The organism is Bacteroides sp. OM05-10AA, from assembly GCF_003439055.1.
In the GTDB taxonomy this organism is placed as follows: Bacteria; Bacteroidota; Bacteroidia; order Bacteroidales; family Bacteroidaceae; genus Bacteroides; species Bacteroides intestinigallinarum.
This window is the reverse complement of sequence record NZ_QSUR01000004.1, coordinates 147,210-169,718: the sequence shown is the minus strand read 5'-3', so window position 1 is coordinate 169,718 and position 22,509 is coordinate 147,210. Positions and strand designations below refer to the sequence as shown.

Annotated in this window: 13 protein-coding genes; 10 read left to right on the top strand and 3 right to left on the bottom strand. The window is 45.1% G+C overall.

The window, feature by feature from the left end; genetic code table 11:
* Window positions 1-658 precede the first annotated feature (658 nt).
* From DXB58_RS04620 to DXB58_RS04575, 10 genes are all read left to right on the top strand, one after another.
* On the top strand, window positions 659-3,229 hold the full coding sequence (locus DXB58_RS04620; RefSeq protein ID WP_122136057.1) for a family 78 glycoside hydrolase catalytic domain: 2,571 nt from the start codon (window positions 659-661) through the stop codon (window positions 3,227-3,229).
* A 359-nt stretch (window positions 3,230-3,588) separates the two neighbouring features.
* Window positions 3,589-4,809: an SGNH/GDSL hydrolase family protein gene (locus DXB58_RS04615; RefSeq protein WP_122136056.1), complete on the top strand. Its 1,221-nt coding sequence runs from the start codon at window positions 3,589-3,591 to the stop codon at window positions 4,807-4,809.
* Window positions 4,810-4,841: 32 nt separating this feature from the next.
* Window positions 4,842-6,290 carry an IPT/TIG domain-containing protein gene (locus DXB58_RS04610; protein ID WP_122136055.1) on the top strand — a complete coding sequence of 483 codons (1,449 nt, stop codon included), beginning with the start codon at window positions 4,842-4,844 and terminating at the stop codon, window positions 6,288-6,290.
* 35 nt (window positions 6,291-6,325) lie between these two features.
* Window positions 6,326-8,089 carry an IPT/TIG domain-containing protein gene (locus DXB58_RS04605; protein WP_158571548.1) on the top strand — a complete coding sequence of 588 codons (1,764 nt, stop codon included), beginning with the start codon at window positions 6,326-6,328 and terminating at the stop codon, window positions 8,087-8,089.
* Between the two features lie 84 nt (window positions 8,090-8,173).
* Window positions 8,174-9,346, top strand: a complete 1,173-nt coding sequence (locus tag DXB58_RS04600) for a cellulase family glycosylhydrolase (RefSeq protein ID WP_122136053.1) — start codon at window positions 8,174-8,176, stop codon at window positions 9,344-9,346.
* A gap of 4 nt (window positions 9,347-9,350) precedes the next feature.
* Complete coding sequence (locus DXB58_RS04595) at window positions 9,351-10,502, top strand: cellulase family glycosylhydrolase (protein WP_122136052.1); 1,152 nt, start codon at window positions 9,351-9,353, stop codon at window positions 10,500-10,502.
* A gap of 34 nt (window positions 10,503-10,536) precedes the next feature.
* The gene (locus tag DXB58_RS04590) at window positions 10,537-14,046 is read left to right on the top strand and encodes a TonB-dependent receptor (protein ID WP_122136051.1); all 3,510 of its coding nucleotides are present in this window, start codon (window positions 10,537-10,539) and stop codon (window positions 14,044-14,046) included.
* 12 nt (window positions 14,047-14,058) lie between these two features.
* Window positions 14,059-15,900, top strand: a complete 1,842-nt coding sequence (locus DXB58_RS04585) for a RagB/SusD family nutrient uptake outer membrane protein (protein WP_122136114.1) — start codon at window positions 14,059-14,061, stop codon at window positions 15,898-15,900.
* 35 nt (window positions 15,901-15,935) lie between these two features.
* Entirely contained in the window at window positions 15,936-16,637 is a 702-nt protein-coding gene (locus DXB58_RS04580) for a DUF3823 domain-containing protein (RefSeq protein WP_122136050.1), read from the top strand.
* Between the two features lie 28 nt (window positions 16,638-16,665).
* Window positions 16,666-18,810, top strand: a complete 2,145-nt coding sequence (locus DXB58_RS04575; protein ID WP_233527230.1) for a hypothetical protein — start codon at window positions 16,666-16,668, stop codon at window positions 18,808-18,810.
* Window positions 18,811-18,950: 140 nt separating this feature from the next.
* Here the strand turns inward: DXB58_RS04575 and DXB58_RS04570 are convergent, their stop codons facing one another.
* The 3 genes from DXB58_RS04570 to DXB58_RS04560 all read right to left on the bottom strand — a co-directional run bounded on the left by DXB58_RS04570 (window position 18,951) and on the right by DXB58_RS04560 (window position 22,483).
* Window positions 18,951-19,979: a FecR family protein gene (locus tag DXB58_RS04570; protein WP_122136049.1), complete on the bottom strand. Its 1,029-nt coding sequence runs from the start codon at window positions 19,977-19,979 to the stop codon at window positions 18,951-18,953.
* A gap of 58 nt (window positions 19,980-20,037) precedes the next feature.
* On the bottom strand, window positions 20,038-20,595 hold the full coding sequence (locus DXB58_RS04565; protein WP_122136048.1) for an RNA polymerase sigma-70 factor: 558 nt from the start codon (window positions 20,593-20,595) through the stop codon (window positions 20,038-20,040).
* A gap of 136 nt (window positions 20,596-20,731) precedes the next feature.
* Window positions 20,732-22,483 (bottom strand): AAA family ATPase, encoded by a 1,752-nt coding sequence (locus DXB58_RS04560; RefSeq protein ID WP_122136047.1) that lies wholly within the window; start codon window positions 22,481-22,483, stop codon window positions 20,732-20,734.
* Window positions 22,484-22,509 lie beyond the last annotated feature (26 nt).

Genomic DNA, 22,509 nt, shown 5'->3' with positions numbered 1-22,509 from the left:
ACTGTTATTTCTAATTCGAGGCACAAATTTACGTGTTTATTTTCAGATAACCACGCTTTCTCTATTGACTTTATCGTTTTTATTTCGTATATTTGGGGAAATTAAAAATAGAAAACGAATGATGAAAGATATAAATATTGTGACATAAGTTCAATAGGTGGATGTGCGAAATGCATAACATAGGATAACGAATGGGCAAGAAACTGTGAAGGTTCTTGCCCATTTTTGTTGCAATAATTCTATTTCAGGTATTAAAAGCGTCAAAAAAGAGTTTATAATAAACTTGGATACCGTTTCTAATAAACCCCTTCGTTATTTATTAAAAACTTGAATAGAGTTTATTCTATTTCGAGGTTCTCGTGTAAAGAAAAAAGAATGACTGCAATGAATAACCGTCATCTTCTTTTCTTATTTGATAAATAATTGATACAATAGAACTAGCGAATGCGTTGATTATATTATTTTACAATATGTCGTTGTTTTGCCCGATAATCGATTCTCCAACGTAAAAAGCTTCAGATTGAACAGAAACCATTGTTGAGTCAAAAAAAATGTAGAAATCGTCTGTCATATCATATAATTCTGTAATTTTGTTGTGCAAGTCCCATAAAACAGCACTTCTAAGTTAATCTTTTAATACTAAAAAATACATATAAGTATGAAAATGAATTTCCATTGTTTTGCGAATCTTGTTCCGGTAATGATTTTCGCGCTTTTCTCGAATAGCGGACTGATAAACGCAACTGAAGTCGGAAAACGTACTCACGCATTGGAAGCGTCGGCCTGGAACGAATCCAAATGGATTTCAGCAGTAGACGCTCCTATAGTGAAAGGACATAACAACGGTCGCGCAGCCGATGGTGCCAGTTGGTTCGTGTCCACCGTGAAAAATGAACAGAAAGTCATCTCTGCCAAGTGGATGACCGCCGGACTGGGAGTTTACGAGTTGTATGTGAATGGGAAACCCGTAGGCGGAGAATTCCTGAAACCGGGCTTCACACACTATGCCAAGACCAAACGTTCTTTCACCTATGATATCACAGACGTCATCCGTACCAAGCCAAACGCCGACAACATGCTCTCCGTACAGGTGACACCGGGATGGTGGGCTGACAAAATCATAACCCCCGGAGGATATGACGGCATGATAGGCAAAAAGTGTGCCTTCCGCGGTGTATTGGAACTGACTTTTTCTGACGGAACTAAGAAGTGCTACGGTACCGACCTCGAAAACTGGAAAGCCGGAATTGCCGGTCCGGTGAAACATGCCGGCATCTTTGACGGAGAAGAGTATGATGCACGCGAACCGATGGGCTACGAATGTGTGGACAAACTCTCCACACCCGAAGAGAATACCGAATTTTCTGGTGACATTCTGCCTTCGGACGGAGCGGAGGTCTATCTGCGCACCGATCTCGCCCTCGCTCCTGTCAGAGCATACATTTGGAAGAAGATAGAAAGAGCGAAAGAAAACGAGTTCGGTAAAGTGATTATCGCCCGTGAGTTCGCATCGGGCACGGAGATGACCATAAGTCCGGGAGAGACATTAGTGGTGGATTTCGGGCAAAACTGTGCCGGCATACCCTCTTTCGTATTCAAAGCCGCCGAGGGAACAGTGCTGACTTGCTTTCCCGCAGAGTTGCTCAATGACGGCAACGGTGCCAAGATTCGTGGCATGGACGGTCCGGAAGGAAGCTGCCACCGCGAAAACCTGCGCATTCCCCACACTGGTATCCGCTTGGACTACACCTTTGCTGCCGGAGATAACTATGTGGCCTACTATCCTCACTGCACCTTCTTCGGCTACCGCTACGTTTCCATAACTGCCACCGGGAATGTCGCCATCAAGTCGTTGAAATCCATTCCCGTCACTTCCATCACAAAGGAATTGGAGACCGGCACTATCACCACAGGCAACGACCTTGTGAACAAGCTCATCTCCAACACTTATTGGGGACAGCTATCCAACTACCTGTCCATACCCACCGACTGTCCGCAGCGCGACGAGCGTCTGGGCTGGACAGCAGATACACAAGTGTTTGCGGAAACCGGTACGTTCTTTGCTAACACCATGAAGTTCTTTCACAAGTGGATGCGTGACATGCGCGACACCCAGAACAGTTTGGGCGGATTCCCCGGAGTGGCTCCCTTAGCACAATACGGTGATGAGAAAATGCGTTTGGGATGGGCCGATGCCGGAATCATTGTGCCTTGGACGGTGTGGAAACAATTCGGAGATACGCAAATCATTGAGGAGAACTGGAATGCCATGGACCTGTTTATGAACCACATCAACGACACCAAGTATAACCACGAGACGCTCTGCAGCGAGAATGGCAACTACCAATGGGCTGACTGGTTGAGCTACGAACCGCTGGAAAGCTGTAGCGGACTGGCTTTCTCTCCCCAAGGTCCGCTTCCTGATGCCATTAGCTACTGGAACTATCTAAGTGCTTCCTACTGGGTGATAGATGCTTTCATGATGCGCGACATGGCTACGGCTACCGGTCGCAATTCCACCAAATACCAGCAAATGGGCGACTTGGCAAAAGCATACATCAAAGAGAACTTCCTCAACGAGGATGGCACCTTCAAAACCGCCATCCTCAACACCATGCAAACTCCTGCTCTGTTCGCCTTGAAAAACCAGCTTGTGGAAGGCGAAGCCAAAGCGAAGATGATAGACCGCCTGCGCGAAAACTTCGCACAACACGACCTTTGCTTGCAGACCGGATTCCTGGGCACATCTATCCTTATGGCCACCCTCACGGAGAATGGCATGGAAGACATTGCCTATGAACTACTCTTCCAACGTAAGAACCCAAGTTGGCTGTATTCTGTGGACAATGGAGCTACCACTATTTGGGAAAGGTGGAACAGCTATATGATAGATAAGGGAATGGGACCACGCGGTATGAACAGCTTTAATCATTATGCCTACGGATGCGTATGTGAATGGATTTGGGAAACTGTTGCCGGCATCGCAGCCGATCCTGCCACCCCTGGCTTCAAGCATATCATTATGAAACCCATTCCAGACAAGCGATTGGGACATGTAACTGCCGAATACCGTTCTGCCGCCGGACTCATTAAGAGCTCATGGAAATACGAGGGTGACACTTGGATTTGGGAATTCACCATTCCTAAGGGTGTTACCGCTACCGTAACTCTTCCCGGAGAGGTGAAGTCAAAGAACTATGGAAGTGGAACTTACAAGGTGACCAAATAGTTTTTTATCCAGGGATTTGATATGAAGGAGGTGTGTTAATTTTAGCACATCTCCTTTTTTATATTTAAATGGTTGTTCCTCTTTTTTTCTATATACGACTATTTTTTCACTAATTTGGTAATGAGTTCGTCGTATCTTGATTTACAAGTGGTTTGATAAGTATAAAAATAGTATTTGCAAGCCTTCCATTTCCTACTTTTAGTAGTTTGGCGCACATTTTTTCTTTTAAAAATCATTTTTTGATGTGTCTTTTCTTTTTAGGATTGTCATTATTATGATTCATGTCCTAAAATGGTTCTCAATAGCATTTTGGAAATGGATCGAAGAGTAGATATTTTAAACCTAAAAAAATCTGATATATGAGGAAACTTGTTACACTATCCTTTATGGTGATGATGTTAGGGAATGTTTCGTGTTCTGATGAATACAACTTTCACCCCTACGAGCCTGAAAAACCTGTCAAGCAGGAAATCTCTCTGCTAAAGTATGACTTTCTTTCTGGTGGGGAGTCTTTAAAAGATTTCTCCAATGAAAATGACAATTTTGGGGAATGGACCCTTGAAGAACGCGGCTTGGCAGCAGACGGTACGCAAGATGCCGGATTTTATTTGAACCTATCCAGGCGAATCTCTTTTGAACAACGTGCCACGCGCGTGCGTCTTTCTCTTTTCTCCGATACTCGCTTTGGATTACACTGGCTTGAGCGTGATGGCAATGGTGGCTCTCTTTTTACGATAGACGCTGTGAAAGGAACTATTAATATCCATAGATACTGGGCAGGCGTGAATGATATTGATGCATCTACCTCTTTTGCCATCGAAAACGGTCATACCTATCTGCTCGAAGCAGTCAAATCTTTTCGTAATAATACGTTCACTATAACCGATGAACAGACCGGAGCTACCGCTTCTGTAGAGACTGCTCCTGTTTTAGGAGCAGGTCAACAGGAAGAATTTAAGGGAGGGAGACAAAATAATGTTTTCGGCTTCCGACGTATTTCAGGTAAATCTCCTTTTATTAAAGACATGGAGATTGTGGCTACTGTATCACCGGAACCTTTAATGTATATCATCGGAAATTCCATTACCGAAGGCGATCATGTCCGGCAGGCAGCACGTTATGGCGAGATGATGGCTTCATGGCTTGATGGAAGAGTGGTCTTTTCTGGTGAAAGCGGTTCAACCATTGAAGGAGTGATAGACCGTGTATCCAATGAGATACCTTTTATCCGTCCGAAATTTGTAATGGTGACTATTGGTACTAACCGTCCGAATACACGTGAGGAAGTAGTGAAGCTGATTGAGTTGATACGTGCGAACGGTTCGATTCCGGTTATCAACCGGATTCCGGTGACCAGTGATGGGGGCAGCTATGCTACCAATGAAATAATAGCTTCCGTCTGCGAGGAAATGAACGTATCCGGTTGTCGTTTTGATCTCGCTACCGCTGACAATGGGAATTTGCATAAACAGGCATCTTGGCTGTTTCAGGAGGATAAAATACATCCTACAGCCGAGGGACACATGGCAATGGCTAAACGACTGTTCGATATTCCCGGCATATTGCTTTACATGAAATAAATTAATTTATTTAGAAACTAAACTCTTCAAAAATGAATATAAAATCTTTTTATCAGATCAGGATTTATCTGCACAGTTTATTGGTAATACTGTTGTTGGCAGTGTTTACAGTAGGTTGCAGTGATGATGAAAATAAAGATTCCGGTGATGAACCGACACAGGAACCTGTATTTACGGCTTTCTCTCCCGAAAAAGGTAAGGCAGGAGATTTGATTACTATTACGGGAAGTTACTTCGGCACTGATCCGTCCAGAATAACTGTACTTATTAATAATACAATCTCTGCCATTTCCCACATAGATGATAACACGATAGAAGTAACAGTTCCCGAAGATTGTGGGTCGGGGAAAGTACATGTCGGACTACGCCGGGGACAAAGTGGTACGCTTCAGCTTTTTGAAAAAATATTCGAGAATCTGTTTTCCTATACCATATCTGCCAATGTTTCAACGTTTGCCGGGCGCACGGGACTAAAGAATGAATATACTTTCGGAGCATTACTTGATTCAAAATTATATGCCCCTGGACAATTACTTGTTGATAATGATGATAATATATATTTATCCGAATGGAACAGAGGAATCCGTTTGTTGACCGATGGACAAACATCACGATTACTTGATTTCTATCATTCAACAGACAATGTCGGCGGGTTCGGTACGGGTGATTGGATGTCTGATTTTAAAGCGATGGATTTCTCACCGAATGGAGACAGGCTTTGGCTGCTGGGAGCGCGTCCTGCTTCACGAGGACAATTCTTGGGCTATGCGCTTAAATCAGAGAATTATGCCAATTATTATGGTGATTCAACTGAAGATATGGATGGTTTTGTCGGATTAGCCGTCAATCCGGTTGATGGAACGATCGCACTTACGCGCAACCTTTGGGGACCTTTCGAAGAACTTTATATATATGATATAGAGACGCATAAAGCGACAGAATTAAGCGGCTATACCAAGACATGGGCAAGCAGTGAGTCTCACCCGGTCTTTTCTAAAGACGGCCGCAGATTATTTATCATACATCAGGGACTTCATTATATCTCGCATTATGATTATGACCCTGTGACAAAAACGATAAGTAATGAAATTGAAGAATTTGCAGGCAAGAAAGAACTAAGAGAGGATGCGGGAGATGGTAATCGTATAAAAGGCTATGGACAGGGCTATGCGGATGGAAAAGGTTCGGCAGCTCGTTTTGATGTTCCGCAATGGGGATGTTGCGATAATGCGGGCAATCTGTATGTGACAGACAGGAGGAACCATTGCATCCGCCGGATAGACGGTGAAGGGAATGTGACAACATTGGCAGGGGCCCCTTGTCCGGGACAGCCGACCAATACAAATGCTTTCAAGAATGGAGAACTTCTGGAAGCTGTCTTTAATCAACCTTCGGGTATCTGCCTGGATTCGAAAGGCAACATCTATGTTTCTGAAGAAGAATTTGCCGATATACGTAAGATTGTACAGGGAAACGAATAATAATCTTATTCTAATAATAACTAAAAAACATGTATATGAAACCTTATTACAGATCTAATTTACTATGTGCGCTCACATGGTGTCTGGCAGTAGTGGTAATCTTGTTTGCTGCCTGTAATGAAGATGAAAAGGAGATTGAAACCATCAAAAAAGGGAAAGTTCCCGAAGTCATTACCTATTCTCCGGAATACACGGAAGCGGGTTCCGAAACGGACGCGATGATTATGGGTGAGAATTTTGGAACGGAATCTTCGAATGTAACAGTCAAGCTGGGTGAAATGTCTATTGCTGTGAAAGAGGTAGGCAACTCGGTGATTAAATTTAAGATTCCGAATACGCTGGAAGTCGGAACTTACCCTCTCTCTGTAGAAATAGCTTATACCGATAAGGAAAATATCAGACAGACGGTATCACATACTTTTGAAGTCGATTTTGAAGTACGCGGAAACGTTCCTGTTGTTTCCGGTTACCTGCCTTCTACAGGAACTTATGCCGGTGGTGAAGTGACTGTCGAAGGAGATTATTTCGGTACGGACAAAAATAATGTGACTGTCACTTTGGATGGAACGAAACTTACTGTAACTACATTGACTACTACCGCCATCACTTTCACTGTGCCGGAAGATTCGGAAATTGGCAGTCATGAGTTGAAAATTGAAATTAAATATGGGGTAAATGCGGCAAAAACATTCCATAAAACTTTCAGTGACTTCCAGGTTGTTGCAAAAGAATATGTAGGTACCTCTTCGGTTTATGCCGGTACAGGTGAGAACGGTATTGCTAATGGCCCCCGGTTGACTGCAACCTTCCTTGCACCTTATAGTCTTGCTTATGATGCATCTGCTAAATCACTTTATGTAGGAGAAGTATTGAACGGTATTCGCCTGATTACGAATGATGGTGAAGTTTCTTCGTATAAGTCGCCGACCGATGGTAATCCGTGGGGATTTAACACTAGTTGTGCAGTATGTGTTTCGGGCGATCAATTGTACTATACAATTAAAGAAGCCCACGACCGGCAGTGTGATATATTATATATGGCTACCCGTAGCGGTGGTACATTTGGCGAAGCTACAGGTTATCAGACGCCGGCATCTCCTTATACAGATGTTCGTGATGTGGCAGTTAATCCAGTCGACGGACGTATTATCTTAACTCGTTATTCGTGGGATGCATTCCGTATGGAATCTTATTTTTATTTGCTGGATGCTGTCGATGCCACTCCAGTTGATCTATCGGGCATCATTCCCCCGTTATGGGTAAATAATAGTGCACGCCTGCTTTTCTCACCTGATGGTAAATGGCTTTATGTATCCCGGAGTAGTGATAACGCGACTGTTCCTTCCGGTGAAGGTGCCGATCGTCCTCATGCTTATATTGTGCGGTATCCTTATAATTCGGACACACATACTCTTGGCAGTGAAAAAGAAGTAGTTGCCGGAAGCGAAGATTTAAATCAAATTGGATTTGTAGATGGTGTAGCGGGTACTTCTCGATTGAACGGTCCGCGTCAAATGTACTTCGACAGCACAGGCGAGACACTTTATTTTGTTGACCAGCATAACCATGCATTGCGTAAAGTAACAGATCTGGATGGAACAAAAACGACCTCTACCCTAGCCGGAACAGGTTCTTCCGGTTCAAACAATGTCACGGAGACCCCAATTTCCGACCTGCGAAACGTGCAGTTCAACAATCCGGTAGGTCTGGCACTTGCCGACGATAATACTTTCTATATAGGTGAAGACGGAGGTAAAGTAATCCGTAAAATCGAAATCAAACTTAAGAGTAATAACTAGTTTTCAGGATGAACAAATGTGTGTGAGGGAGATCCGTTACTGACCGGGCTCTCTCTCCTGCAACGCTAAAAGAAAAATAATCATATGAAAAGACAATTTTTATCACTATGTGTATTGCTGCTTCTGGTGATGATGTCATCTTGCGGAAAGATTGAAGGAGACGAGATATTCGTCCCCCTTGCCGAAGAGCCTCTTCAACCGTGGTCGCTCACTAAAGCGCGTGACTGGCATGCAGCCCAACCGTGGATTGTAGGATGCAACTTTTTTCCAAGCACGGCTATCAATCAGATCGAGATGTGGCAGTCGTCCACTTATGACCGGGAGACGATAGACCGGGAACTGGGATGGGCGGCCGAACTGGGGTTTAATACCGTACGTGTTTTCCTGCACAGCTTTGTATGGGAAAAAGAACGGGACTCTTTTATTAATAATATGGAAGACTTTCTCACTATAGCGGATAGCTACGACATCAAGACTATGTTCTGTTTCTTTTCGGGTGCGGGCGATTATTTGAGCCATTGCACGTTAGGCAAACAACTGGACCCGATTCCAGGTGTACACAACCTTGCATTTATGGGTGATCCTACGGTGACCAATGATGATGGCAAGGCAATGCCTAAACGTTATGACCTGATGAAACGGTATGTGCAGGACGTAGTCGCCCATTTCCGTACCGACGAGCGTATTCGTATCTGGGAAGCATGGAATGAGCCGGGAACTGCTGCCAACCGGGAAGATATTACAACGGAATTGCTTCCCAAAAGTATTCAGTGGATTCGGGAGATGAATCCAGAACAGCCCATTACGGTAGGTATCCATTCACCGGATATGGAACATGCGGTTTTCGATGAAATAGCTCTTACAATGTCGGACATTAATTCTTACCATAATTATTCCGGATGGAACGATGCGAAAAATACCTATGGAGGTACTATTATCGGTATGAAGCATATTGCATTAGAGATTCTTGCATACGGACGCCCTGTGATTTGTTCGGAATACCTGGCACGTGGTAATGACTGGCAGAGTACATTCCAGAATACAATGCCTTTCATGAAACAATATAAAATAGGCGCGATTAACTGGGGACTGGTATGGGGTAAAACGAATACCGTTTATCCTTGGGGATGGGATAAGGGAGATGTAGAGCCCGACCCATGGTTCCACGATATTCTTCTTCCGGACGGTTCGCCGAAATATCCGGAAGAGAAAGAATTTTTGCGTGAAATAACAGGTATTACCGAATTAAACAAATGATATTATGAATGTTAGACTTACTATATCCCGTGTTGCCAAACCGGTCATCTCACTTTGCCTTATGTTCACCTTGACCGTATCGTCGATTTCGGGACAGATTCAGACAGAAAAATATCGTGATATGACTTTGGAAGAAGCTGTGGTATCAACTGATATGAAAGGATGGTCGGCACGTAAAGCCGAACGCTGGTATGACCGGTTGCCTTTCCTTGCAGGTTGTAATTATATCCCCCGAAATGCAGTCAATCAGATTGAGATGTGGCAGCAAAAGACTTTTTCACCGGAGATTATTGATGAAGAATTGGGCTGGGCGGAACAGTTGGGTTTCAACACGTTGCGTGTCTTTCTTCAAAGTACGGTTTGGAAAGCAGATCCGGAAGGATATATGCAGCGGGTAGACCAGTTTTTGGAAATAGCCGACAGACACGGAATGAAAACGATGCTAGTGATATTCTCTGGCGCAGGTGGGATAGACAATAAACTCGGTCCCCAATCCGAACCGATTCCCGGATGTCATAACCGTTTCTTCTGTGGTGATCCGGACCTTTTGCCCGACGGATCGGAGGATTTGGAATCATATCCGCTTATGGAGCGTTACGTGAAACAGTTGATGAAAAAATTCGGGCGTGACAAACGGGTGCTGGCATGGGATTTATGGAACGAACCCGGTTGGCGCAACCATAAAGGAACCACCTCTTTCGACCTGATGACAAAAGTGGTGTGTTGGGTACGCAGTATGAAGCCTTCCCAGCCATTGACTATCGGCGTATGGAATACCGACCTGGTCAATCTCAATCACTTTATTTTTGCTGTTTCGGATATTGTTTCTTTCCATACTTACAGCGAACAACACGAAGTATTGACGATGCTCGCCGAACGGTATAAACCTGTCGGACGTCCCATCATCTGTACGGAATATATGGCACGTACGTTTCACTGCTATTTTGATACCGTGCTGACACTATTCAAGGCGGAGCGTGTCGGTGCTATCAGTTGGGGACTGGTGGACGGCAAGATGAATACGAAATGGCCCTGGCATTGGGAAGGGGGAGCAGAAGAACCTCAACCCTGGTTTCACGATGTGCTTCATCCTGACGGTACACCTTATGATGCGCGTGAGGCAAAATTTATACGGCAATTGCTCCGTGGAAAGTAACCCTTATGTTAGTTGAAACTTTAATAGAAAATAAATGATGAATACACAACAAATAAAAGGCTTCCGAAGTAGCAGGCGTTCCGCACCGGCGTTTTCCGGTGTCGCATTTCGCTTCGTGTGGCTGTTTTGGGCGTTGCTGCTGTGTGCAGGCACATTTGTCCGTGCGCAGGAAAACGTAACGATCACAATGGATGTGAAAAATATTCCTCTTCAGGAGGTATTGAAGGATATGGAGAAGCAGAGTCATTATCATTTCCTTTATAACAAGACGTTGATAGATGTTAGTCGCAAAGTTATTCTTCGCGTCACCCGGCAGCCTGTCCGGAAAGTGTTGGATAAGCTGTTTGCCGGTTCCGGAGTGGAATATACGTTCCGCAATAAACAAATCATTTTGTCTTTGCGCCAGCCGAAAGAGAACAATACGCCGGAAATCACTCCTGCTGCCTCCTCTTCTTCCGGAGGGCATACCATCACGGGACGCGTTACCGATCCTCACGGGGAACCTCTTATCGGCGTAAATATCATGGTGGAAGGCACTACTACCGGAATGGTGACCGATGCGAACGGAAAATTCAGTCTTAAGGTGAAAAACGGTGATGTGCTGTCTGTTTCGTATATGGGCTTCAGGACGATGAAAATCACCGTGAAAGGGGATCGCAGAGACTATTCGATCAATATGCAGGAAGATTCTGAAGTGCTTGAAGATATCATAATCGTAGGTTACGGTGTACAGAAGAAAGCTTCTATCACGGGGGCTATCACCAATATATCCGGTGATGCCTTGAAGGTGAATTCTACGATTAACACTTCTTCTGCCTTGGCGGGTACGATTGCAGGTATCAACAGCCGTATGACCGATGGGCGTCCGGGAGCGACGACCAAAATCAGTATTCGTGGTATGGATACTCCGCTATATATTATCGACGGGGTGCAGCGGGATGAGTCCCAGTTTAATAATATTGATGCTAATGATATTGAATCTATTTCAATTCTGAAAGATGCGTCGGCAGCCATTTATGGTCTGCGTGCCGCTAATGGTGTAGTGGTGGTGAAAACCAAATCGGGCAATTTTAATTCCCGTCACACCGTCAATATCAAAGCACTCTATGGTTGGCAGGACTTTTTCCGGTTTCCCGAACCGGCTTCGGCAGCTTCGTATGTCAGGGCACAATATCAGTCGGATGTGGTTCAAAAGGCCAGCAATCCAAATTACACTTCTACTTATACTCGTGAAGAATACCAGAAATGGCAGGCGGGGACCGAGCGTGGTTACGAAGGGTTCAACTGGTTCGATTTTGCCACCGATCCGGGCGCACAGTCTTATATTGGAGCCAATATCACCGGTGGTTCGGATAAAGTGGGATATTATATCGCTTTGAGTAATACTACCCAGGATTATGCCATTCGCGATTTCGGCGGTTTCAACCGTACCAATCTTCAGATTAACATAAATGCCAAACTTTCCGAAAAGTTTTCTTTCAATGCTTCGGTCAGCGGACGGTTGCAAAATCTGAAAGCTCCCGGACTAGGAGGCGGGGATGAAATAGGCTGGATGCTTTTCGGTGCTTACCGCAATCTGCCGACTATGCGGCCTTACGTGAATGATAATCCGCTTTATCCCGCCAAAACGTCGAGTTATATCTATACGAATTTTGCTGTTACGACGTTAGGGAAAAACGGAGAAGATTTGCGTAAGGAGCGTGCGGTGCAATTCAATATCGATGCTACATATAAGTTTACGGACTATTTGTCTTTGAAGCTTATTGGAGGTTATGCCTTGCAGTATTGGGGACGTTCTAAGCAAGTGAAGACTTTCGATTTGTATGAGTATGATGCGGTGACCGGTGAATATTATGTAACGGACGGACAGAAAGAGCCTTCGCTCTATAAGTATGTGCGTAATACGGAAGATTATACGGGGCAATTTACATTAGACTTTCAGAAACAGTTTGGTCGTCACAATGTGTCGGCAACGGTTGGTGGTGAGGCTTCTCGTTTCCAGACGCCTAATAATCCTTCAGGAGATGCATCGCCGGGCATTGAACTCACTTCCCAGCCACAGACAGACCTGACAACACAGATCACTACATCTACTTTGCAGGCTGTCAACGATATGCTTTATGCTCCGAAAGCCCGTGCCGGATTTATCGGCCGTTTCACTTATGATTATGATGAGCGCTATCTGCTGGAATTTCTAGGCCGTTATGACGGTTCATGGAAATTTCCCGCTACCAAACGTTGGGGATTCTTTCCGTCCGTATCTGCCGGATGGCGCATCACGGAAGAATCATGGTGGACGGAGGACATGAAGCGGTATCTTTCAAACCTGAAGTTAAAAGTGTCCTACGGAGTAGTGGGCGATGAAAATACTTCCGGGTATTCCCCTTACGATTATCTGGAAGGATATAATTATAATTCCGGCGGCGCAGTGTTGGATGGTAAGTGGGTAATCGGTTCGCAATATCGCGGCTTACCTGTTACGCAACTTTCCTGGCAGAAGGTGAAGATGTTTAATGTTGGTTTTGAGTATGGCTTTTTCGACAATCGGCTGACGGGGGAATTGAACTATTTCAGCCGTACGCTGGAGGGGATTCCTGCCGGTCAGGGCATCAATCTGCCGACAGAAGCCGGTCTTTCTCTCCCGAAGGTAAACAAGGAGTCGCAAAAGATCCGCGGTTTGGATGGCAGTGTGAAATGGACGGATAAAGTCAGAGACTTCAATTATTCGGTAGAAGGTAATTTTACCCTCGCCCGCAAGTATGAATGGGAACGCTCACCGTGGAAGTTCAGTCATTCTTGGGAAAAATATCAGAATTGGTATGAGAAACGTTACTCCAGCCAGTGGTGGGGACTGGAATGTACTGGGCAGTTTCAGGACTGGGAACAAATCGCCAGTTATCCGGTGGATATCGACGGCAAGGGTAACACTACCTTGCGTCCCGGAGACTTGATTTATAAAGATACCAACAACGATGGGGTGATTAACAATATGGATAAGCGTCCGATGGGGTATCGCCAGGGAGATGTACCTTGCTTGAGTTTTAACTTCAACATTGCGATGTCATGGAAAGGGTTCGATCTTGCCGTGTTATTTACTGGTGCGGCACTGGCTTCTTTCTATATGGATATGGAGATGAAGAATCCCTTGCATGACGGTGGCAACAGTCCGGCTTTCATGCTCGATGACATGTGGCATCTTTCAGATATTAACGATCCTAACAGTACGTATCTTCCGGGTAAATATCCGATGGTGCTTGCCGGAAATGGTAATCACAGTAATTATGCTTCCGATCGTCTTAGTACATTTTGGTTGAGAAATGTCCGCTATCTGAAGATGCGTAATTTTGAACTGGGCTATACGTTACCCAAGAGACTGGTGCGGAAGGTCAACATTGAGAACCTTCGCGTATTCACTTCCATACAGAATCTCTTTTCTATTGATAATGTGGGAGATATTGGAATAGATCCGGAGATTGCGACACAGAGCGGTCAGCAATATCCGACAACGAAAGTATTCAGTTTTGGTCTTAACTTAACTTTTTAACGGAGGATGATTATGAAAATAATACGAACTATCTATATGGGTGGTCTTCTGCTGCTGGCTGCTGCCACGAGCGTCGGTTGTAATGACTTTCTTGACGAGGAAGCCAACAATGTCTTTACGCAGCATCAGATCTTTTCGGATAATGCACTGATAGAGTCCACTTTGGCTAATTTTTATGGCAGGGTAGAGTGGGGACAGAGTTTTTCGGAAATGTATCAATACACGTTGCTCGATGAGGCTTGCTACGGTTGGGGAATACCGGACAATACACAGATGTTCTTCCAGAACCACTGGCGCATGTACGATTATGGCCTGATGCGCGAGATAAATCTTTTTCTGGAAGGATTGCGTTCGGAAGCAGCCGAATCCAACAGGCAACTCACAGTGGATATGCGGCGGAACCTTGAGGGAGAAGCCCGCTTCCTGCGTGCCTGGCTCTATTTTAACATGTGCGAGCGTCTGGGCGGAATACCGGTGATTGGCGACAAAGTATATGAGTATGAGGGAGAGTCGGAGATTCCGGCCATGTATATTGCCCGCAGTACGGAAGAGGCGACTTATGACTATATCATCTCCGAGTGTAATGCGATTGCCAATTATTTTCTAACCGATGTGGACGATCCGACCACCAATCTTCACGCGGCTCGCGCCACGAAGTGGGCTGCGCTCGCATTGAAGGCTCGTACGGCTGTTTATGCCGCTTCCATAGCCCGTTACAACGAGGTGAACAACTGTATTATTAAAACTTCCGGCCTGGAGGTCGGTGTCCCTTTCGAACAGGCTTCGAAGTTTTACCGTATCGCTTACGAAGCGGCTACGGAGATTATCAAGGGCAATAAATACAGCCTTTATAACCAAGATACGGATAAAGGACTGAACTTTTACAATTTGTTTGTCAAGAAAGATAATAACCCGGAAGTGATTTGGGCGTTGGATTACATTTATCCGGGCAAGACTCACTCCTGGACGTTGAGCAACTATGCCACTTCCATTAAGTCGGGCGGTAACATGGTTCTTCCCGTGTTGAATCTTGTAGAGGCTTTTGAGTATAAAAACAATCGAGACGGCTCTCTGAAGGTGCGCAACGGTGGAGATTATTTCTATTACGATCAGCCCGAAGATCTCTTTAAGGATAAGGATGCGCGCTTATGGGGGACTGTGATCTATCCGGGCTCCTACTTTCGTTCTACACATATGGACTATCAGGCAGGCATCATGGATAAATCGTCGGGCACTTTCCGGACGGTGGAAGGAACGCCGGGACAAATCAGCGCGCAGTATGGCGGTGTCATTACGAGCATCAACGGGCCTGTCCAAAACAATGAATTGTATATGAACAAGACCGGGTTCAACATTCGCAAATATGTTTCCGAAAGCCTCGATCAGGGCACTCGCGGCAGTGATGTATGGTTTATCCGTTTTCGCTATGCGGAGGTGTTGTTGATAGCGTCTGAAGCTGCCATGGAACTGGGGTATACTAAAGAAGCGGTGGAATATATCAATGAAGTCCGTCGGCGTGCAGGCATCAGTGAGCTGGACAAGGTGGCTATTGAGGATATCCAGCGTGAAAACCGGGTGGAATTTGCTTTTGAAAACCATCGTTGGTGGGACGTGAAACGTTGGCGCATTGGGCATACCATTTGGGATGGCACTTCGAAGGCAAAACTTACTTCGCTCTTCCCATATAAGGTGTATGCTCCGGGAACGAGCATTGACGGCAAGTGGGTGTTCGAGAAGAAAGACTGTTACATGAAGCCTTATCCGCTGCTTTTCCAACGGATGTGTTACTATAACGGTATTGACAACTCATGGATTACTAATAATCCTCTACTGGTCAAAAATCCTTTCCAATAACCTGATTTTGTGGAATAATATAAGTATAGAAAGATATGAAAAGATTGACTGGAATATTCTTAATGCTTTGTGCGCTCGTGCTTGCGGGATGCAACAAGGATAATTATGAAGCTCCCAAAAGTTGCCTGACAGGACGTATTGTTTATGAAGACGAAGCAGTCGGGTTGAGACAAACCGGAACGGGGCAGGATTATAATGTACTGGAACTTTATCAGCCTGGCTTTGAGGGGACAGGTAATATTCCTGTTTATGTAGATCAAGAGGGAAACTTCACAGTGTTGGTTTACGATGGTACTTATAAGTTGGTTGCTAAGAAGGGGTACGGTCCCTGGCCGGATACCGGAACAGAATTGAATTTTGATGTACATGGTGATATGCAGATTGATTTTCCCGTTACTCCTTATTATGTGGTTCGCAATGCGAATTTCGCAGTAGATGGGGGGCAGTTGGAAGTGACATTTGACGTTGTTCGCGGTGCTTTCTCGCTGATTGAGGGAGATCCGGCAAAGCTGATTGAAAGCATTTCGCTTTATTTGGGAAAGACACGCTTTATAGATGATGTCACTTTTTGTCAGAAGATCGATGCTGAAGGATTGAGTGTGGGAACACATACGATTAGCGTAAACCTTGAGAGTGCGGATTTGAAGAAGTACGATATGCTTTATGCACGTATTGGAGTGGGCACTAAGGGCATCACTCAAAAGGTTTACACACCCGGTTCCGAACGGGTCAAGTAGGGAATTGATTGATTCATTGATTGTGTATATGTTTCCGTATCTTTCCGCTTTCGGAACGGGAGGGTGCGGAAACTTCTTTGGGATGGATATGAAGAAACTGTTCTATTATATGATGGTGGCATGTTTGCTGTGTAGCTGCAGGCCGGTCATCGACCGCGAGTCGGTAGTAGCTCGGCATCGCATTGTCACTACGGAAACAGATCCGCACAGTCCGGCGCAGGTGGGCAACGGTCGCTTTGCTTTTTGTATGGACATAACGGGTTTGCAGACGTTTGTACCGTTCAATACGCTGTCGCAGTGGGGCTGGCATAGTTTTCCACAAGATGAAAAGGCGCGTACGCAGGAATATCGAGGAGTTGGGGTGGCTGTCGGTGGGCGAGAAGTTCCGCTGGAATTTCCGGATGATGAACAGCCGGAGATTTCCGCCTGGCTGTCCGGGAATCCTCACCGCTTCAATCTCGGACGGTTAGGTTTACGTTTGCTGAAGGCTGACGGGCGGGAGGCTGTTGAAAGCGATTTGAAAGATACGCGGCAGGAGGTGGATCTTTGGACGGGTGTGGTAATCAGTCGATTTACATTGGAGGGAGTTCTTGTCACGGTTGAAACTGTTTGTGATCCGGAATTGGATGCTATCGGGGTAGAAGTGCGTTCGCTGTTGTTAGAGAAAGGGCGGCTCCAGTTTTTTATGGATTTTCCTTATCCCGACAGGAAGGATATATCCGAGTATGCCGGTGATTACACTTGTCCGGGACGGCATATATCGCGTCTTGAGAGTGATGGAGCTATGTCAGCCTGTATCAGGCGGCAGATAGACGATACGCGTTATGACGTGAGGTTGCAGTGGAGCGATTCGATGTGTATCGTGGCTCCCGTGGCGGGTTCGCATCGCTTCCGGCTGGAACCCGATTCGAAGGGCTGTTTTTCGTTGTTGTGTGCCTATATGTCCGATGCCGGGCAGGTCGTTCTTCCGGGAATGAAGGAAATGAAAGTACGTAATGCCGAAGCATGGCGTAACTATTGGCTTTCCGGTGCGGCCATCGATCTTTCCCAAAGTGAAGATGTGCGTTGGAAAGAGTTGGAGCGTCGTATCGTATTGTCGCAATATCTGATGCGGATGAATGAAGTCGGTTTATGGCCACCGCAGGAGAGCGGGCTGGTGAACAACAGCTGGTTCGGACGTTTTCACTTCGAGATGATCTGGTGGCATGAACTGCATTATCTGTTATGGAACCGTGCGGAGCTGGCGGAAGAAGCCATCGATGTTTACCGGAAATTCCTTCCGACATCGCGCTTGCGTGCGGAAAAACAAGGTTACCGTGGTGCACGCTGGCCTAAATGTACGGGAGATATAGACCGGGAATGGCCTCATTTCATTCATGCCACGCTTATCTGGCAGCAGCCTCATCCTATTTATTTTGCAGAAGAGGAGTATCGTCTGCATCCTACGCAGGAGATGCTGGATAAATGGCGTGGGATTGTTTTCGCTACAGCCGATTACATGTCCGATTACGTGCGTTATGACAGTATATCGCAACGTTACGTATTGGGAGCCCCACTCTGTCTTGTTTCCGAAAATACTCCCGTATTCGATACGTCTAATCCTGCATTTGAACTGGCCTATTGGCGTTATGGTTTGCAGACCGCACAAACTTGGAGGGAGCGTTGCGGACTGCCACGCGAAAAACAGTGGGAGGACGTGTTGGAACAGTTGTCTCCCTTGCCGGTGGAAGACGGTGTGTATATTACGTACGAAGGAATCCCCGATATGTGGACACGCTATAACTTTGAACATCCGGCACTTGCCGGTATTTTCGGAATGTTGCCGGGCGATGGAGTGGATAAGGAAATCTTCGGGGCTACTTTGGACAAGATTCTTACTTCCTGGCAGTTCGATCGTGTGTGGGGTTGGGATTTTTCGATGCTGGCGATGGCTGCCGCACGCTGCCACCGTCCCGAGGATGCTGTGGACCTGTTGCTGTATGATTCGGAAAACTTCCGCTTCGATGCGCATGGGTTGGCTACCGGCGGTCCGTTTCCTTATTTTCCGTCGAACGGTGGCTTGCTTACCGCCGTAGCGATGATGGCAGGTGGATGGGAGGGAGCTTCGGGCATCACTCCTGGGTTTCCAAAGGGTTGGAATGTCAAGACAGAAGGATTTCGAAAGATGCAATAATCAGGTGCAGTTATGCCAATAGATTGGCACAATTGTGCTAATATGGTGGCACTATTTAAAATATGGTAATTTTAACTCATAATGATTTAGCGGACTGATGGTACAATCTTCAGAGTTGTTTATTATTGTCTAGTTTATTATTATTTACGGAAAACCTTGATTTGTTGCTTGGGGGCGTGCGGATTGTTAGAGTTCGTTTTTTGAATCTCGTAATAAATAGGCGTACTAATTTTCAGCATTTCCAGGATTTCGGGTAATGTTTCATCTGTGAAAGTTGCATGATAGACATAGCTGTTTATGACACTGTCACAGACTGTTATGTTCACATTGTAAAGTTGGTTAAGACGGTGGAAGACATATTCTAAACGATCATTTTCAAAAATAATTTTTCCGTTGCGCCATGAACACCATTTATTAGGGTCTGTTTTAGTAACGGTGTAGTTTCCTTTCTGCTTGTCATAAACGATGTGTTCACCGGGTAACATACGACGACTTGTTCCTTGCATATCTACGTCTGTAATACCTTCTACCATCGTGACGGCAGATATGGAATCAACGTTGAAAGCATTTACATTGAATGCTGTACCAGTAGCTGTCACATTCATATTTTTTGTCTGAACGATGAAAGGGTGCTTCTTGTCAGATTCGACTTCGAAGTAAGCCTCTCCTGTGAGTTTGACTGCACGGTTTCCGTTATGGAAGGCAAGCGGATATTGAAAAGTACTTCCTCCGTTAAGCCATACTTTGGATCCATCGGGTAAGTTTATTTGTGAGTAAGTGCGGTAAGGAGTAGTGATGGTTTGCCATGCTTCTGTTAGTTCAGGAGCAGAAAATTTTTCTGCCAATAAATATGTTGCCAGAAAAGCTATGGGCAGAAACAGGATGGCGGCGATGCGTTGACACCGTATCATCAGTGTACGGAACTTTTGGTTTCTACTTTCACGACGGAGTTGGTCCATGAACTTTTCATGAGCTTGTTCCGTATGGATGGCAGAAGGGGTAAAGCTTGGGTGTATAGCTTGATCGAGGTCTTTGAGACGTGCAAACCATCGTGCATGTTCTTTGTTCTCTTCGATCCATGTTGTGAGTTCGTCCTTTTCTTCAAGAGAGGCTTCGCCCGCAAAATATTTAGCTATGATTGCATTGATATGTTCATTTATTTCTTCCATCGTTCTCTTTTTATATTCTTCTATATTAATAAGACAATTGACTAACGCTTTACCACAATTATTTTGTGAATAGAAATAAGATCATCGGTAAATATTCTTTGAGATGATTTCGTAGAAAAGCCAGTGCTTTACCAATGCGCACCTCGATGGTACGTTTGGAGACTCCAAGCATATCAGCAATTTCCTGATATTTTTTGTTTTGGAAACGATTCATTTCGAACGCTTGACGGTAAAGCGCCGGGAGCTGTTGCAATGCTTGCTGAAATTGCTCGTGGAGTTCGGAATAAAGTACGGCTTCTTCTTCCACTCGTTCGGGCATCCATGTCAGCGAGTCTATAGTGGTATCATATATGATTCTACGGCGTTTAATTTCATTCAGACATGAGTTGCGGACAGCACTAATGAGATAGACACGTAGCGGTACGCTTATTTCCAGACGATCACGGATATGCCATATTTTTAGAAATACATCTTGTACAATATCCTCGCACGTTTCCAAATCCGGAAGGTAGCGCCCGGCATAAAGCACTAAATCCCGGTGGTATAAATTGAATAAGCGAGAAAATGTTTGGTGGTCGCCACGCTTAAGTTGTGCGAGCGTAATGTCTTCTTGCATATTATTAGATTAATTATGATACAAATGTACACGGTTCTTTTAATATTTAGCATATAGAAGTATAAATCGTATCATGATTTTTATTTATAAGAGTAGTCTTTTGATGGTGTGACGTTTTATTGAAAAAATCCTTGTATTAGATCTCTTCGCATATCGGCATATCCATTCCTTTATATACAACCACAATCTTATGAAGTTGTGTAGTGCCGACTGCTCTCTTCACCGTATCGGTGTCAGCATAGCGATTGGCTTGAGCAATAGCTTCCAGCCGCAGTTCTTCCACGCGGTTTTCAGGGTCTTTATACTTGGCATATTTCAGTTCTACAATGTAACTGTGCTTCATGTCGGAATAGATATCTAGTAGCGGACAGAGGAAAATATCGACATAACCTGCCTGTGTGTCCTGTTCGGAGATGGGGCGGTAGAAACGGTTTTGTGCTGTCATGGCAAGTGTGAAGCCATGGACAAAAAATTCACCTTTCTGCTTGTCGCGCTGGGAGGTGTAGCGTTTCAGACAGTCGGCAATATAGTCGAAGTAAGCTTTCCAAGAGCCATCGTAGGCAAGGGCACTGGCAAGTTCGTTCTTCTCGTAACTACTGAAATTAAGTTCGGCTTCGTTGTAGGTACTTAGCAGATAGGTGTAGATTTGTTCGCGGACTACCTGATTGGGGATGGTGAGTTTGGTTTTTCCTTTATACGTGCCGCTAATGGTGAGCATACCGAAATAGTAAAGCAGACTCACAAAGTTGTCAGGGTTGGTGATATTGATGGCAGGAAAACCTTTTTTCAGTTCTCCGGTGACGTAGCCTTCGCTCACCAATGTCTGTATGATGGAAGCATCGTGTGCAAACTCTTTGTCCTTCCGAATGAGCATACGTAATTTTTCGTAGTCGATACGGATATTGTCTTCTACCATATCCCGGGGGGCTTTGCCTCGTTGAATATAATTCTTGACGAAGTAGAGTACCATGTTGGAGTTGTACATAGTGGTTTCACCGTAACATTCTTCTGCAAAGCAGTAGTTGTCATACCAAGGTTTCATTATTTCTATCAGTTCGTCTACACTGTGATTGAATGGACTGGTGGTGGAATAATAGGTAAGCATTTGGCGGACTTCTTCTTCCGTGAAACCTATCATCTCGTTAAATTCCGGTGTGAGCGAGTAGTTGGTTCCGATGTTGAAACCGCTTGTGAGGTCGTCCATTGTCACGGGACTTACGCCGGTAATGAAACAACGTTCGATGCTGGAATAGGTTCCGGCTTTAATTTTATTGAAGAAGGCACGCAGATAACCTTCGCCATGCGTTTCGTCCGTATAACGGTGCAGGCTCTCTATATCTGAGAGAATGGCATTGGTGAAATGGTCGTATTCGTCAATAAAGAGGTAAATACGTTGGTTGGTCTTATTACATTCTGTGAACAGGTATTCAAATTGTTCGACAGCTCCTTCTTTTTTGTCGAGTTCTTCCTTAATGCCTTTGGGGAGATAGTCGGCGTAAATGTCACAGAAGTAGTCGAACATTGTTTGGCAATGCGCGTCCAGTCCCTTGCGGTAGTTGTGCAGTTCGCCTACTATTCCGGAGAAGTTGAGGTATAGTACCAGATAGCTGTTCCGGTCGCGCGTAGGATGCTTTCCGATGTAAAGGTCGCCAAACAGCACTTCGAATTTATCCTTGGCAAGTATATCATAATAGTGCTGCAACATACTTACTGTGAGACTTTTGCCGAAACGGCGCGGGCGAATAAAGAAGAAAAACTTGTCCGCCTCTTCTATCATGGGTATAAATCGGGTTTTGTCTACATAATAACAGTCGTCGCGGCGGATTACTGCAAAGTTCATCATGCCATAGGGGATACGTTTCCTGTCCGGTGCTGTATATTTTTCCATAACTTATTCCTTATTTTAGGAGCTTT